Origin of the sequence: Rhodovulum sulfidophilum DSM 1374 (assembly GCF_001633165.1) — a bacterium.
GTDB classification, from domain to species: domain Bacteria; phylum Pseudomonadota; class Alphaproteobacteria; order Rhodobacterales; family Rhodobacteraceae; genus Rhodovulum; species Rhodovulum sulfidophilum.
In genome coordinates, this window is record NZ_CP015418.1 from 4,104,955 (window position 1) to 4,118,596 (window position 13,642).

Consider the following 13,642-nt stretch of genomic DNA (forward strand, 5'->3'; position numbering starts at 1 on the left):
AGCCCCAAATGCACCTCGTGCCCCACTGGCGCGCGCTGATCCGGCGCGCCTGGTCGATCCGTCTCATCCTGATCGCGGGCCTGCTCTCGGGCTGTGAGGCCGGGCTCTCGCTCGCCTCGCCCGATCTGCTGGGCATCCCGCGCGGCCTCTTTGCCGGGCTGTCGGCGCTGGTGACCGCGGCCGCCTTCGCCGCCCGGCTGATCGCCCAGAGGATGGAGTGAACCGATGCGCAGGATCCTGAAACGCGGCGCCGCCGCCACCGCCCTCGCGCTCAGCTTCGTCGGTGGCAATGAGGGCCTGAAGACAGAGGCCTATCTCGACATCGTCGGCATGCCGACCGTCTGCTTCGGCGAGACCCGGGGCGTCGCGCTCGGCGACAGCTACACGCCCGCCGAGTGCCGGGCGATGTTCGCCGGGAGGCTCGCGGAGTTCGAGGCCGGGCTCGACCGGCTGATCGCGGATCCCGTCGAGGACCTGATCCCGGCCCGGAGCTATGTGGGCATTTTGGACTGGGCCTATAATGTCGGGCTCGGCGCGGCTGCGCGCTCGACCCTGATCCGCAAGCTCAATGCGGGCGATCTGCGCGGCGCCTGCGACGAGCTTCCGCGCTGGCGCTTCGCGGGCGGCAAGGGCATTCGCGGCCTCCTGATCCGCCGCAACAAGGCCCGGCAGCTCTGTCATGAGGGGCTCGACGGCGTTCCGGCCGACGTGCCGTTTCGCTGGGACGGCGCATGAGGGCGCTCCTCGCGGCGCTGCTGCTGGCCGGATGCGGCGGGCTGCCCGTGCCGCTCGGGCCAAACGTCGCCGCCAACGTCCAGGCCGGGGCCGAAAACGTCCAGGGCCAGAAGGTCGAAAACGCGCCTTCCATCCTTCGGCCCCGCGCCCGCGAGATCCGCCAGGAGCAATCCGAGAACCGCCTCCGCGCCGACCGCGTCGAGACCGTCATCGTCAATGTCATTCCGCCCTGGATCGTGCTGGTCGCCCTGATCGGATGGATCGCCCCCTCGCCCGGCGAGATCGGGCGGCGGATCGGCGAAGCGGTCAGGGGAAGGCGATCATGAGAAATACAACCATAAGGCGAGTTATCTATAATACAGACAACCTTTGGTTAGGGTATCCGCTATAACAACGGAACTGGCCAGGCAAGGGCCCACTAAACTTATCAAAGAACTGAAACTAAATTAGACCCTCGCAGGCCCAACGCCCGCGGGGGTCGCCCCGTTCTCGCGTGCCCGCTTGGGGGTGCCACCCTTTCCTTCTCTCACGCAACTGAATTCCCCCCGCTTACGGGCGGGGGCAAGGCGGTGTTGTAGCACCGCCTCACCACGCAGCCTGCGTCAACAGATGCTGCGCCGACACCCGAGAGGGAATCTGTCGCCCGGCTCTCGCGAGAGCGGGCGGACCTAGAACAGGTTCCTGACATGAACGAAATGCGAAAAACCGTCCCCGCAACCCCCGTCGCCCCGTGGATGGGCGGCAAGAAGGCCCTCAACCGGCGGATCATCGAGCGGATCGAGGCGATCCCGCACCGCACCTATGTCGAGCCCTTCCTCGGCATGGGCGGGGTCTTCCTGCGCCGAAGCTGGCGCCCGCGTCTGGAGGTGGCGAACGACCTGAACGGCGAGATCACCAATCTCTTCCGCGTGTTGCAGCGCCATTATCCCCAGCTGATGGAGGTGATGCGCTTCCAGATCACCTCGCGCCGCGAGTTCGAGCGGCTCCGCGCCTGCGATCCGGCCACGCTGACCGATCTGGAACGTGCCGCGCGCTTCCTCTATCTGCAGCGGCTGGCCTTCGGCGGGCAGCTCCGCGGGGTTTTCGGCATATCGCCGAACAGTGGGCCTCTGTTCAGCCTGGCCAAGATCGGCCCGCTGCTCGACGCCGCTCATACCCGGCTCGACGGCGTGGTCTTCGAGAACCTGCCCTGGCAGGACGTGCTGGCCCGCTATGATGGCCCGCAGGCGCTGTTCTATCTCGATCCGCCCTATTGGGGCGGCGAGGACGATTACGGCAAGGGGCTCTTCGACCGCGACCAGTTCGCCGAGCTGGCCGAGCGCCTGGGCCGGATCGAGGGCGCCTTCGTGCTGTCGATCAACGACCGGCCCGAGATCCGCGATCTGTTCGGCGCCTTCGTAATCGAGGAGGTGCGGCTGAATTACTCGGTCTCGAAGAGCGGCGCGACCGCCGCGCGGGAGTTGATCATCGCCAATCGCGAGGTCAGGGTGGGGCTCGTATGAGTTCCCCCGGCCCGGTCGGCGTTTAACCGGATCTTGGGGGCGCCCGGTAAAAGGTCCGTCCCATGCGCCGTCTCCTGTCCCTGCTGCTGCTGAGCCTGACGCTCCTGACCTGCGCGCCGGTCGCGCAGGCGCCGCAGGGCGTTGCACCGGCCGCGCCCTACACCCGCGCGGCCTTCGGCTCGGGCTGGACGGATCCGGACGGCAACTGCCTCGACACCCGCGCCGAGCTGCTGGCGGCTCTCTCCACCGTGCCGGTGCGGCTCGCGCCCTCGGGCTGCTCGGTGCGCCACGGCCGCTGGTTCGCACCGTATACCGGGCAGGTGATCACCGAGGCGGGCGATCTCGACATCGATCACATCGTGCCGCTGCGCTATGCGTGGGGCCACGGTGCCGCCAGCTGGTCGGCCCAGAAGCGCGCCCGCTTCGCCCGCGATCCCGTCAACCTGCTGCCCGTCAGCGCCTCCGCGAACCGCTCGAAAGGCGCGCGTGGGCCGCTGGACTGGTTGCCGCCGGATCCGGGCTTCCGCTGTCAGTATGTGCTGCGGTTCCGGCGGATCGCCGCGAGCTACGGCCTGGTGCAGTCCGCTGCCGAGGAACGGGATCTGGTGGCGCTGACCGGGCGGGTGTGTGGGGCATGAAGGGCGGGGAGCGGACGCTCGGGGTTGTCGCAGGGCATCGCGCGTGCATCCTCGAAGCAGACGTTCACCGGACGTGCTGTCGCTGGAGCGTGCAGGCAGACATTTGCAGGTGCGCTATTGGCTTTCGGAGCAGGACTTCATCCGCGAGAAGCTCACACCAAGTACCTCACTTTCCAAGAATACCTAGGTCAAAGCCAACGTTGCATAAGACTCGGCCAGTGAAAGTTAAGCCCGGCAGTGACAACAAGACGAAGCCCGCTGCGTAGAATACAAGGACCATGTAAACGATACCACGCAAGGTGTGTCTGTTCTGCACATTGTAAAAGCTTCGTAGGATGTCGATCTTGATCTGGTTGTCATCATCCTTTTTAAGAGCATCCGAGGCTGTCTTAAGACTCTTATCTCGACTTAACCATGGCGCCCTCCGGCCGAAGGACGACGCCACCTGCGGTCTCTTCGATTTAATTGTCACGTACATCGAGCGTAGATTTCTTGCCGAAACGTTTTCAATTGTTTCAACGACATACTCATTTATGCCCTTAGCGCCCTTGATGACTCCGGGCGCAAATGCACGGTAAAGAATTGTGCCAAATCCGAGAAACAATAAGCCGATGTAAACAATGTTTAAGCGCATGGAGAACTCGAACCACGGCGCGCAAGTACCTGGTTGCGCCTGTTGGTTCAGCAATCCCCCGAGGCCACCCAAATACTCTTCTATCTGTGAGTGGTACAGGATCATATATCCCACAAACGGCGTGCTCATCGTTAAAGAAGCTGGCACGCTCTGACCGAACCCCCTTAGCAGATGCCAGTTTATGAGCCTGTAACGCCAAGTTTCAGGCTCCCAAGACTCCTGAACTGCTCGCCGTTCGGACATCAGCACCTCATAGTTACGCGTTCGAAAGGCGCAAAGTACGGTTCTGGTGGGTGTAGAAGTCGCCCACGGTTATCTCTGGAACGTCTAACTCAGGCGCAATCATCGACGTAGCAATAATCATCTGGTTGGGTGATTTTGACGAAGACGATTTATTGTAAAGAAGTCTCTGGAAGTTTTTGCTTCTATCCGGCTCCATTCCTTTGTCCTCAACCGTGTCCATCAATAGAAAACGAGGGTGAGAGAAGGATGCCTGATTGGCGGCAGCAACGGCAAACGACGCAATAAAGCTGTTGCGAAGGTAGGCCATCGAGCTCGCGGAAAAGAAAGACTCTCCATTGACGCTTATTCTATCGCCATCGAAATCGAAATCGACAGTGTCCGCATTCTTGAATGTGGACTGCCGCTCCAAGTCATTTCTCAGAAATTCCAGGACCTCGAGTTCAATATATCTTCTTGCCTTGGAAATCTGGTCGCGGTCGCGCCTCTCCGTGGTTTCGATTATTGATCGGGCGTCATCAATCTTGCGTTGCAGTGCATCGCGCTGTCTTTGCGCCTCTTTTAATTCCGCAACAGCAGACTTGCGAGCCGCCAGCTCTTCGAGCTTCCGTTGAGCGTAGCCAACCTCCCGGTTAAGAGAACGAAGTCTTGTTCTGAGCTCCGTCGTTGGACTTCGGAGCGAGACTGTATAGTGTCTACCAGCTTGCTCCCACAGCTCAGTAACTTTAGTCAGTTGTGTCTTTAGGTCCGAAATTCGGCGCTGCCTGTCAGCCTGAAGGTCAATAGAACTTTGTCTTTGCCGAGCATACTCATTTATCAAGCGCAACGCGCGCTCCTTAACATGGCTCTGATCGGAAGCTTGCTTGCAGAGAGAGCAAGCGCCTTCAACTTCCGAGCCATGGATCGGCGCGAAGCAAGCAGGGCAGAACTCGAATTGTAGAGAGTTCAACTCATCAACGACCATCTTGGATTCATGGAGGGCATCCAGCTTCTTCGTCAACGACGCGATAAATTCAACCGAGTCGGAGGCCTCTAGCTCAAGAAAATCAAGCTCCTCTTTTATCTTTCCAATATCAGCCTGGAGGGATTTCACTCTCGCATACGTGGCTTCTTGGTCGTTCAAAGAAAGCCGGTCCTCAAATTGAGCGGAGAATACTTGCTCCTCCGTTTTTTCGATCTGGCCGTTTAGATCGTCCAGTTCTTTTTGAAGCGTCCGATATTCCTCATTTAACCAATCTTCAGTCAAAGGGTGACCTTCGCGCCCGTGAATCCTAATTAAAGTCTTAATCCGCGCGCTTACATCCTTCATCTCAGCTTCGTAGGCCTTCAAGTTTAACTTCGCGGCGTAGTACTCTTCACTAAAGGCGCCAAGAAGCAAGTGCCCTACAGTCTGCCGGGTGATCGCATCGTCAAATGGCTGGCTGCGAAATATTTTTTCGACCGAGCTAAGCTGATCGGAGTAGAGGAGCCGCAAAACTTGGTTAATTGTAATCTTTGTATTCGCTTCTCCGTATTGCACTTCTGGCAAGCCAAGAAGGCGAAACATCACCTGGGAAAAACTTTCAGATTTGCCCCTCCTGAAAGAGTATCTTTCCCACCCAGAGGCGCCACTCTTTAACGCCTCGTCACTTGGGCCAAAGAAGATGCGCATGGGTTGGGACGACTTTTGTTCAACGTCCCGCTGTAGAGTAACGTCTTTTCCGTTTAGTTTTACGCCCATTGTGACAGTGTCGCAGAGCAGCGCGGACTCTCTCCACTGGTGATCCAATAGATCGCCACCTAAGCCGAAGAAAATGAAATCCATGATTGTGGATTTGCCTGAGCTATTTTCTCCACGAATTATATTAAGTCCACTATGAAAAGTTTCCGAGAATACCGTGTTGCCACGGCGAAAAATCGACAAATCGACAACTTCTAAATTAGGGCTATACAACGTCATAGCTGAACTCCCCAAGCCCGGTACGTGCAAAGAGGCCATCGCTTCCGGTTTGGCCTATTTGCGGAAGGGATACCGCCAAGAAACTCAATAAATCTGGAGTTTTGTCGACAGCATTTTCGACGGCACGCCATAACTCAGCGGGCACGCCTGACCGCTTTAGCTTTAAGACTTCTGAGGAAACATCCAGCAACTCAATCATATCAGCACCTGCAAGAGCACTCATCGCTGTTGACTGGATCAATTCCATTCTTTCGAAAATAACCCGGGCATTCGGAAATTGATCGTAGCTGGTTTTTGGGTATTTTCTTACAAGGCGATTTCGTGTGCGAGCAAAGCCCTGAATATTCCGAGGTGCGCGAACGTCTGCAAGCATCCACGGAAAGCAATAAAAGAAATCGGCCACCCGCGCCGCTTTTGCGGGTATTCTGCCTTCGTCTGCGGAGGCAAGGAGAACAAGAAACCTGAAAACTGTATGGTACGGGTCGTACGCAGGTGTGTATGATATAGAAAACACTAGTTCCACCTGACGTAGCATCTATCTGCAAGCCAATAAATCATTCCTCTGACGTGCGCATGGTTGATGGTGAAGTGTTCAAATCCTGCACCCATATCATTCAAGGTGGGTTGTAGAATTTTATCCTCGATAATTTGGTCAATTTCCTGACGATCAAGAGATGAAGCGTGCGGAATGATGTTATTTTCAAACACATCATTTATGCGAGCCAGAAACAAAGCGAAAATTTTTTGCGCTGATGGATAGTGTTGCATTTTCGCCAATAGTTTCGCGAATAGTTCTTTCTTGGCCTGAGCTCCCTCGACTTGGTCGTGACGCTCTGCTGCTTCTAGTTTTGCCTCCAAGCCGATCAAACCTCCTGCGCTACGTCTATCTTGAAACATCTGGAGGTCATCAATGAAATCAGAGACATACGCGTCACCGTCGGAAATTTCCTTGTCGAGGCGCGCAAGAAGCCCAGTCACCTGCGATAACTCTGACACTGTTCACGCCCTACCGCATTTGGCGGCATCTCCGGCTGCGTGTGCTCGTCCTTGTGTTGGGTTCATAGTATCGAAGTTGCACTTTGCTTCTAGCATGTGTGTTGGTCGCAGCCGATCCCTTCGGCGTAGCCTTGTATCTTGTCTCTCACGCGATTGGGCGCTTTGTAAACTTCATATGCATGTCTGTATGTTCGTGGACCTTTACTGAGCGTCCGAGAAGCGCCACCAGCGTCCCTAGTTGAGAGCTGTTCCGTGTGTGAAGCGGAAGTCCCCTTCTCCGATTCGTCAATTGGTGATCGCAGTAGGCGGCGAATGGCCGCAAGCGGCAGGGAGCGCCCGAGCGGGCGCCGAGGCGCTCCGGCGCGAGCTCGATCTCCAGCGTGGCCATGGGCCGCTCCTGAGTGATCGACCAGGCGTGGACATGATGGGCGCGGGCCAAGCCGGAGCATTCGCTAAGCGGCGATTGTGGATGACACTCGGTAGCTCCTATCGCTCTTCCCTATCGTAAACGACTCCGCTCGAGCAGATAGCGGCTTGGAGGCTTGCCGACCATCTTTCGAAACATGGTCACGAAACTGCTGGCGCTTTCATAGCCGAGATCGATGGCGACGGCCTGAACCGACTGACCAGCGCTAAGCCGCCGCAAGGCAAGCACAATATGCAACTGTCGGCGCCAGCGGCCGAAACTCATGCCCACCTCTTCGGCCAACAGACGGCTCAGGCTGCGCTCGCTGAGCGCGACGCGGGAGGCCCACTTCGCGACGCTCGCATGATCCGCAGGCGCCGCGATCAACAGGTCGGTGAGCTTCTTCAGGCGCGGATCGCCGGGGATGGGGAGGCAGAGATCCTCGACCGGCGCCACAGCCAGCTCATCGAAGAGAACGGACACGATCCGGCCATCCGGACCGTCGACGTCATAGAGGTCCGGCAGAGCGTTTGCCCGCATCAGCAACTCACGGAAAAAACGCGACACCGTGATCGTGCAGCAGTCTTTCGGCAGGTTCGCGGATTCGGGAGGATCAATGAAGAGAGAGAGACACTCCACCTCGCCCGAGCCGAAAACGGAATGGGGCAGCCCGCCGGGAATCCACACGGCGCATTGCGGCGGTACGATCCAGACTGCGCCGTCGACCTCGCAATTGACGACGCCACGCACCGTGAAAAGCAGTTGCGCCTTCTGATGGTGGTGCCGGGGCGATTGCTCCAGGGCGTCAAGGGTGGCGACCGCGTTGGCTGCCACCAGCGCACGCGGGATCTCGTCGACATAGGCGAGCCAGTCGGGACGGACGTCCAGATACATCTCAGACCTCGACGTTATCAGATTAGGCCGGATTGAAACATATAGTGGCAAGGTTGCGCAATGACGCCACGTGCCGGCTGGCGTATTGCTGTGAGGCAGAGGCGGCTGGCGGATCTTGTGATCGCGCTCCGTTACTGGAGGGGCAGAGCTGACCTGCCAGACACATATCTTTACGTTACAGCACATTCGTTCGACCTAAAACCATCCATTCTCGCTCGGAGACAACACATGCCCTTGGATATCAAGAATTTTCCGCTTGTCTGGATGAGCTATGACGAAGCGCCGGACCACGACCACGACGAGGATTTCGCGGCGTTAGAGGTGTGCCTTAAGCGCGGCGCACCGTTCGTGATCTTGAGCGATAATGCTCCGACCGAAGACGAAGACCACGACCACAGCCAGGAAGAAAGGAAGCGCACTGCGCTGTGGATGAAGAAGCACAAGGCCGAACTGCGGACGCTCGTGCTGGCGATGATTGTGATTGAGCCGAGCGCCGCCAAGCGTCTGACCTTCAAGACTTTCGGCGCGGTCTTTTCTAAATTCTGGGGTTTTCCGTTGAAGATTGCAGTGACTCGCAAAGAGGCGATGGATGTCGCCGAGAACCTGCTGTCAGAAGGCGTGAGGCCTGGGGGAAGCGCATCGCAGCGCCGATGCGCGCAGACCTCATAGGCTCGCAGGCCAAGTGAGACGTTAGCTGCCAAACCGCAGCAATCGACAGCGAGGCGCCCTCTAGGCATTCACGCTACGTTCTGCGGATTTTTCGCGTCAGCCTAGGCAAAAAGACGCGCAAAGTCAGCGACATGCCAACTCTTGCAAATCCGTGTACAGGAGTTCGATTCTCCTACTCGCCTCCACTACTTAGCGGTTCCGCCCCGCGCTCTCTCAACACCGCTCTCAACATTCACGTTCTGGTCCCGTTCCGTTCTACAGCCTGCGTTCCTGGGCTTTGAGCGCACGGACCTTCTGCCTCACATGGGCGGTGTAATGCGCAACCATCGCCATGGATTGGCCGGTGACGGATGCGATTTCCTCATCCGTCAGCCCCAAGGTGCAGAGTTCCGAAGCCGCGGTGTGGCGCAGGGCGTGAATGTCGTAGGCTTCCGCGCCAATCTCCTCCCTCACCTTCCTGACCGCCTGCGCGGCGCCCCTGTACGACCACGGGCCAGTTGCGCGTTCGTTGGTCAGGATGAAAACGCTGCGGCGGTCGGCCGCTTCGAGCGTGGCCCGCAATGTCTTCGTAAACGGCACCCACAGGGTCTTGCCGGTCTTGTTCTGCCGGACATTGATCCCGCCATTCTCAAGGTCGCTCCAGCGCATTTTCAGCACATCGCCGATCCGCTGCCCGGTTCCGAGGCAGAGCTCGAAGACAAGTAGCGCGCGCCCTTCCGCTGCGTCTCGATACGCCTTGACCAGATCCGCGGGCCACGGTCGACGATCTATCGTCTCGCCTTTCACCTGCTTGATGCCCTTGGCCGGGTTCTCGGACACCATGCCAATGTCGATGGCATGCTCCATCAGGACACGGGACACCTGAACCACGTAGTTTGCGAATCGGGCCGCGTCAGCGTTGGCATCGCGCAAGGCAATGAAGTGCTTGCGCTGCGCCTTGACCGGATCGAGAGCGCCCCATTTCGCCTCGATCACGGAGAGCACGCGCTCGTAATCCTTGCGGGTTCGGGCCGCCAGAGAGGTGTAGCGCTCGGATCGGCGGTAGCTGTCGATCAGCCCGTTGAAGGTCCGCTTGGACGGTGCGCGGACAGGCCCCTTGAGCCGAAGCGCATATTCCGCCCAGAACGCCGGGGTCAGTTCCTGGTTCTCCATCCTGACGGTCGGCTCGCCCCGGCGCTGCCAGTAGATCGCCGTTCCCTTTCGATAGACATGCTTCGGCAAGTCACGCTTCATCGTCTCAGATCCATCGCTTCGAATTCGTCGATCTCGTCCTGGTCGCGAAGCAGGATCAGCTCGACCTCCCTGCCCCTCACAATGACACGCTGCACAGTTTTCCCGCATGCCTCAACGGCAGAGACGAGGCGACGCACGCGGTCGTCGGTGCGAAGATGCTTGTTCATGGCGCGCCCTCCTCGCTCGCGAGTTTTCCCGCCGCAACGGCCCCGAAACGGCAAATGTCGCAGTATCCACGCTGCGTTGACATGTGCAGATCGAGGGTCGGAAGCTGGTGGATGTCAGACATCGGGTTTTCCCTCCTTCATGGCGCAATCGACCAGTTCGGCGACGGCTTCGCGGAACGCCTTGTCGGCGGGCTCTTCGACCGGCTTCGGAAAGGCGTCCGAGGCACGGCAGATACCGCCGCCGCATCCCTGTCCCTCGGTCACCAGCTCGCCGCAGGCGGGACAGATCCGGGGCTCGACTGGCGGTTGCCCGGCCTCCGGATCGCCCAGCAGAAGCCGCTCCGCGCGGCGCGGGTCATTGGCCAGGCGCAGCCGCCAGCAGAGCTTGACGGCGGCCATCACGCCCGCGCGGTAGCGCAGATCCTCGCCGAGCTCGGCCTCGATCCGGTCGAGCCCCCAGCGCAGCGCGCGCTCGATGTCGAGCTTCCAGCTCCCGCCCAGCAGCGAGCTGCGGATCAGGTCGCGACCGAAGAGCCGGATCACGTCCTTGCAGTCATCGCGGATGATCAGCCGGGCCTCGGCCGGGGTCACCTCGGCATTGAACCGGCCGAAGCTGCGGGTGAGCGTGTCAGGTGTTGTTTCAGTGATGATGCGGTATTCGGCCTCGACTTCCCGCAGCCGCTCGGGCTCAACGCGGAGCCGGTCGCGTTCGGCCTCTGCCGTCTCGGCCCGGGCGCGCGCGGCGATCAGCATTTCGCGGTGGTAGCGATCCGCACTGTCGACGATGTCGCCGTCGACATAGCGGTGAAACGCGCAATCGCGTTCGCTGTCGCCCTCAAATCGCGGGACGGTCGCATGCACCGAAAAGACGTGTCTGCCATCTGCATCATCCGGATCGGATTGGGCGGCCCAAATCTCGCGGGGCCATTGGGTCTCGGCCATCACGCGGCCTCCTTTCCTGCTTGCCCGCCCCATTGGGCGGCCGCGGCGGCGGCGAGGCCCTCGAAGGTGCGGGATCTGATCTTCCAGCGGTCGGGTCCGGGCGGGGCCCGGTGGACCGCGCTCCAGCGCTTGTGCGCCTCGGTGCCGGGCGCGGGCGGGGTCAGGCGGTTGGTGGCGCTCAGCGGCGCGAGGCCGCGCAGGTAGAGCCCGGTCGCCTTGAAGACCGGCTCGCCGAACCACCAGGGCTGCACGATCTGCGGCTTCGGCAGATCGGCCGGCAGCCGGACGCGCCCGTGCCGGTGCATCACCGGGTTCTCGACCGCGACGCGCGGGATCGGGGCACGCCAGCAGGCCGAAAACAGCGCGGCCCCCTCGTCGAGCAGCCGCCACATGATCGCGCGGCGGGTGTCCTCGGGCAGATCCGGCCAGGCGGCGCGTTCTTCCGGGCGCGCCTCGGCCGGGGCGTTGGTCGGCGGCACATGCAGCCAGCGCACGCCCGAATTGCAGAGCCGGGTGCAGGGCGGATGCATGACGGCGAGCAGGTCCCAGCCGAGGTGAAGCACCTCGCGGATATCGCAGATCATGTGCCGGTTAGTGGCATCCTCGGCCGGAAGCAGGTCGCAGGACCAGACATCATGCCCGCGCGCGGCGAAGGCCCGGCGCATCACGCCCGAGGTCTCGCAGCCGATCAGGATCCGGAGGGGGTGCATCAGTCGAAGGGACAGAGGCGGATGGCCGCCTCCATCCAGTTTTGGGCGGCCTCGGCCTCGTCGCGGCCGGTGGCGACCAGTCCGAAGAGCTGGATCTCGTAGAAGGCCACCCGGCCCGGCAGCGCCGGGATCTCGATCCCGTGACGGCGGAGCGCACCGCGGATCGCGGCGAGGCGGACCTCGGGCGATGCGCCACGCCATTCGACGACGAAGGCGGCCAGTGCGTCTGGCGGCGGGGCGATGCTGTCGAAGACGCTCATGCGGCACCGCCTGCCCGGGCCTGCGCGGCCAGGGCGCCGAGGGTGACGGCACGTCCCTGCAGCCGCTCGGCCCGGGCGAAGGCGGCGCGGGCGAGCAGCGGCTTGCCGTCCCGCGCGTTCGATTTCGCGGCGACGCGGGCAGTGTTGGCTTGCGCGCGGGCGACGGCAGCCTCGGCCGCGAGCCGGTCGGCGATCTGCGGGGCGATGGCGAGGATCGCGGCCATCAGAGGCTGGCCTTCGCGATCCGGGCCAGCATGAGCCCGCCCCCGGCCGAGCCGATGAAGGCAAGGCCGATGAACAGGCCGAGCAGCGCATCGCGCCAGGTGCCGAAGCCGTAAGTTGCAGGAAGGTCTGGGATTTTGGGGATGCGGGGCATGGTGTCCTCCGGGTCTGGGCATGGGATGCCCGCCCGCGCGGGGCGGGGCACCGATGCTCAGGTGTCGGAGCTTTCGCCGCCCTCGCCCTCGCCTTCGCCGGAGCCTTCGCCGGACGCGGCGGGGTCGCGGTCATTGCCGGTGGGGGCGGTGTAATAGACGCAGCCCGGCGCGTTGCTGCGCTGGAAGGCGTTGGTGCCTTGGATCGGGGCGAAGCAATCCGGGGCGGAGGCAGGCGACACGGCGGTCGCCTGGTCTTCCGTGGTGTCGGTTGCGGCAAGCACGGGCGCGGCCAGCAGGGCCAGTACGGCGGTGGTCAGGATGGTCTTCATGGGATCCTCCATCGTGGGTTTCGATGGGGGCTATTTCATACCTATTGGGTATATACCGGTCAAGAATAAATTATTCCTATCAGGTATTGTCCTGCAGGGCGATGTTCGCTTGAACGTCTCCGACCCTGCGGCGCGGGGCTTCCGCAGGGGTAGATCCTTGGAGGTAAGTGTGGCTGATTCAGCGAAAGAATTCGAAGACCTGCTCGCGCAGATGGATAGACTGACGCTGTCTGCGTTTATTGATCTGACGGCACCTGAGATGCCAGAAGAGTCTGCGCCAAATCTAGCCAGCCCTGCTGGCGCTCCTTCGGAAGACTCCGAAATGCCTCTAATAGAGCGACTTCCGCGGCAGTCCGATCATCAGAAAAGAGATCGCTGAGGCTTACCCCAAGAGCCATTGCCACTTGCCTGAGGACCCGGAGTGTAACGGCATCGTTCCCGCGCTCTATCCGAGAGATAGTGGGCTGCTCAACTCCAGCGAGCTCAGCGAGATCGGCCTGAGATAACCCCTGGGAGCGTCTAATTTCAGCAATTCTCATGTTTGCATCCTACAGGCGCATCCCGGGCGGACAAATTCACGAAGGGTATAATTATGCTTGCAGGGTATATACCTGATGGGTATATCCTGCCTGCATGAACGCTCTAGCCTCATACCTTCAAACCCAATCCATGACACAGACCCAGTTCGCTGAGGTCATTGGGGTCAAGCAGCCGCTGGTCTCCAAATTGGTCAGAGGGGTTTCACAGCCCAGCCCGGATCTCGCCGCGAGGATCGCTCGCGAAACGCATGACCGAGTGCCCTTCTACAGCTGGCCTGCCTATGCGCCATTCAAGCCGGAAGGTGATGAAACGAACCGCTGCACGAAGGAGGCGAGATGTTGACCGCCACCCCTCGCGCACATTCGGCGCACCGCATGCTGAGCGCGTCCGACCCCTCGTTTTCTTCCCCGAGTCATTTTGCACGAAGCCAC

The 13,642-nt window shown here is 60.7% G+C and carries 21 protein-coding genes and 1 pseudogene; 8 read left to right on the forward strand and 14 right to left on the reverse strand.

What is annotated here, in order from left to right:
* Positions 1-8: 8 nt before the first annotated feature.
* From A6W98_RS19005 to A6W98_RS19025, 5 genes are all read left to right on the forward strand, one after another.
* Entirely contained in the window at positions 9-221 is a 213-nt protein-coding gene (locus tag A6W98_RS19005; RefSeq protein ID WP_042464306.1) for a DUF7940 domain-containing protein, read from the forward strand.
* 4 nt (positions 222-225) lie between these two features.
* Positions 226-735 carry a lysozyme gene (locus A6W98_RS19010; RefSeq protein ID WP_042464308.1) on the forward strand — a complete coding sequence of 170 codons (510 nt, stop codon included), beginning with the start codon at positions 226-228 and terminating at the stop codon, positions 733-735.
* The gene (locus tag A6W98_RS19015) at positions 732-1,061 is read left to right on the forward strand and encodes a bacteriophage spanin2 family protein (RefSeq protein ID WP_042464309.1); all 330 of its coding nucleotides are present in this window, start codon (positions 732-734) and stop codon (positions 1,059-1,061) included. The genes A6W98_RS19010 and A6W98_RS19015 overlap by 4 nt, the downstream gene beginning before the upstream one ends.
* 369 nt (positions 1,062-1,430) lie before the next feature.
* Entirely contained in the window at positions 1,431-2,237 is an 807-nt protein-coding gene (locus A6W98_RS19020) for a DNA adenine methylase (protein WP_042465435.1), read from the forward strand.
* Positions 2,238-2,299: 62 nt separating this feature from the next.
* Complete coding sequence (locus tag A6W98_RS19025; protein WP_081252005.1) at positions 2,300-2,875, forward strand: HNH endonuclease family protein; 576 nt, start codon at positions 2,300-2,302, stop codon at positions 2,873-2,875.
* Between the two features lie 166 nt (positions 2,876-3,041).
* Here the strand turns inward: A6W98_RS19025 and A6W98_RS21355 are convergent, their stop codons facing one another.
* The 5 genes from A6W98_RS21355 to A6W98_RS19035 form a co-directional block, all read right to left on the reverse strand.
* Positions 3,042-3,752, reverse strand: coding sequence for a hypothetical protein (locus tag A6W98_RS21355; protein ID WP_155734866.1), 711 nt, complete (start codon positions 3,750-3,752; stop codon positions 3,042-3,044).
* 13 nt (positions 3,753-3,765) lie between these two features.
* Entirely contained in the window at positions 3,766-5,688 is a 1,923-nt protein-coding gene (locus A6W98_RS19030) for an ATP-binding protein (RefSeq protein WP_072071728.1), read from the reverse strand.
* On the reverse strand, positions 5,675-6,223 hold the full coding sequence (locus A6W98_RS21360; RefSeq protein ID WP_319801171.1) for an ABC-three component system middle component 5: 549 nt from the start codon (positions 6,221-6,223) through the stop codon (positions 5,675-5,677). Before A6W98_RS21360 ends, A6W98_RS19030 begins: the two co-directional genes overlap by 14 nt.
* Complete coding sequence (locus A6W98_RS21365; protein WP_155734868.1) at positions 6,202-6,666, reverse strand: ABC-three component system protein; 465 nt, start codon at positions 6,664-6,666, stop codon at positions 6,202-6,204. Before A6W98_RS21365 ends, A6W98_RS21360 begins: the two co-directional genes overlap by 22 nt.
* Positions 6,667-7,183: 517 nt before the next feature.
* Positions 7,184-7,984: an AraC family transcriptional regulator gene (locus A6W98_RS19035; RefSeq protein WP_042459733.1), complete on the reverse strand. Its 801-nt coding sequence runs from the start codon at positions 7,982-7,984 to the stop codon at positions 7,184-7,186.
* A 228-nt stretch (positions 7,985-8,212) separates the two neighbouring features.
* On the opposite strand from A6W98_RS19035, the gene A6W98_RS19040 reads away from it, so the two are divergent.
* The gene (locus tag A6W98_RS19040) at positions 8,213-8,653 is read left to right on the forward strand and encodes a hypothetical protein (RefSeq protein ID WP_042464311.1); all 441 of its coding nucleotides are present in this window, start codon (positions 8,213-8,215) and stop codon (positions 8,651-8,653) included.
* Between the two features lie 255 nt (positions 8,654-8,908).
* On the opposite strand, the gene A6W98_RS19045 is transcribed toward A6W98_RS19040, so the two are convergent.
* From A6W98_RS19045 to A6W98_RS19070, 8 genes are all read right to left on the reverse strand, one after another.
* The gene (locus A6W98_RS19045) at positions 8,909-9,886 is read right to left on the reverse strand and encodes a tyrosine-type recombinase/integrase (protein ID WP_042464312.1); all 978 of its coding nucleotides are present in this window, start codon (positions 9,884-9,886) and stop codon (positions 8,909-8,911) included.
* Positions 9,883-10,053, reverse strand: a complete 171-nt coding sequence (locus tag A6W98_RS21580; RefSeq protein ID WP_168161844.1) for a hypothetical protein — start codon at positions 10,051-10,053, stop codon at positions 9,883-9,885. The genes A6W98_RS19045 and A6W98_RS21580 overlap by 4 nt, the downstream gene beginning before the upstream one ends.
* A 114-nt stretch (positions 10,054-10,167) precedes the next feature.
* Positions 10,168-10,995: a hypothetical protein gene (locus tag A6W98_RS19050; RefSeq protein ID WP_042464313.1), complete on the reverse strand. Its 828-nt coding sequence runs from the start codon at positions 10,993-10,995 to the stop codon at positions 10,168-10,170.
* Positions 10,995-11,708 (reverse strand): hypothetical protein, encoded by a 714-nt coding sequence (locus tag A6W98_RS19055; protein ID WP_155734909.1) that lies wholly within the window; start codon positions 11,706-11,708, stop codon positions 10,995-10,997. Before A6W98_RS19055 ends, A6W98_RS19050 begins: the two co-directional genes overlap by 1 nt.
* On the reverse strand, positions 11,705-11,965 hold the full coding sequence (locus A6W98_RS21585; protein WP_042464315.1) for a hypothetical protein: 261 nt from the start codon (positions 11,963-11,965) through the stop codon (positions 11,705-11,707). Before A6W98_RS21585 ends, A6W98_RS19055 begins: the two co-directional genes overlap by 4 nt.
* A complete protein-coding gene (locus tag A6W98_RS21370; RefSeq protein WP_042464316.1) occupies positions 11,962-12,189 on the reverse strand; it encodes a hypothetical protein in 228 nt (75 codons plus the stop codon). The genes A6W98_RS21585 and A6W98_RS21370 overlap by 4 nt, the downstream gene beginning before the upstream one ends.
* Positions 12,189-12,341 (reverse strand): hypothetical protein, encoded by a 153-nt coding sequence (locus A6W98_RS21375; protein WP_155734691.1) that lies wholly within the window; start codon positions 12,339-12,341, stop codon positions 12,189-12,191. The genes A6W98_RS21370 and A6W98_RS21375 overlap by 1 nt, the downstream gene beginning before the upstream one ends.
* A 57-nt stretch (positions 12,342-12,398) precedes the next feature.
* Positions 12,399-12,671 carry a hypothetical protein gene (locus A6W98_RS19070; protein WP_042464317.1) on the reverse strand — a complete coding sequence of 91 codons (273 nt, stop codon included), beginning with the start codon at positions 12,669-12,671 and terminating at the stop codon, positions 12,399-12,401.
* Between A6W98_RS19070 and A6W98_RS22065 the strand changes: the two genes are divergently transcribed.
* The gene (locus A6W98_RS22065) at positions 12,670-13,050 is read left to right on the forward strand and encodes a hypothetical protein (RefSeq protein ID WP_231098313.1); all 381 of its coding nucleotides are present in this window, start codon (positions 12,670-12,672) and stop codon (positions 13,048-13,050) included. The two genes, A6W98_RS19070 and A6W98_RS22065, sit on opposite strands and share 2 nt — an antisense overlap.
* 10 nt (positions 13,051-13,060) lie before the next feature.
* On the opposite strand, the pseudogene A6W98_RS22440 reads toward A6W98_RS22065, so the two are convergent.
* Positions 13,061-13,210 (reverse strand): annotated as a pseudogene (locus tag A6W98_RS22440) (helix-turn-helix domain-containing protein); the annotation flags it as partial.
* A 94-nt stretch (positions 13,211-13,304) separates the two neighbouring features.
* Between A6W98_RS22440 and A6W98_RS22445 the strand changes: the two are divergent.
* Positions 13,305-13,553, forward strand: coding sequence for a helix-turn-helix domain-containing protein (locus A6W98_RS22445; RefSeq protein WP_081252010.1), 249 nt, complete (start codon positions 13,305-13,307; stop codon positions 13,551-13,553).
* Positions 13,554-13,642 lie beyond the last annotated feature (89 nt).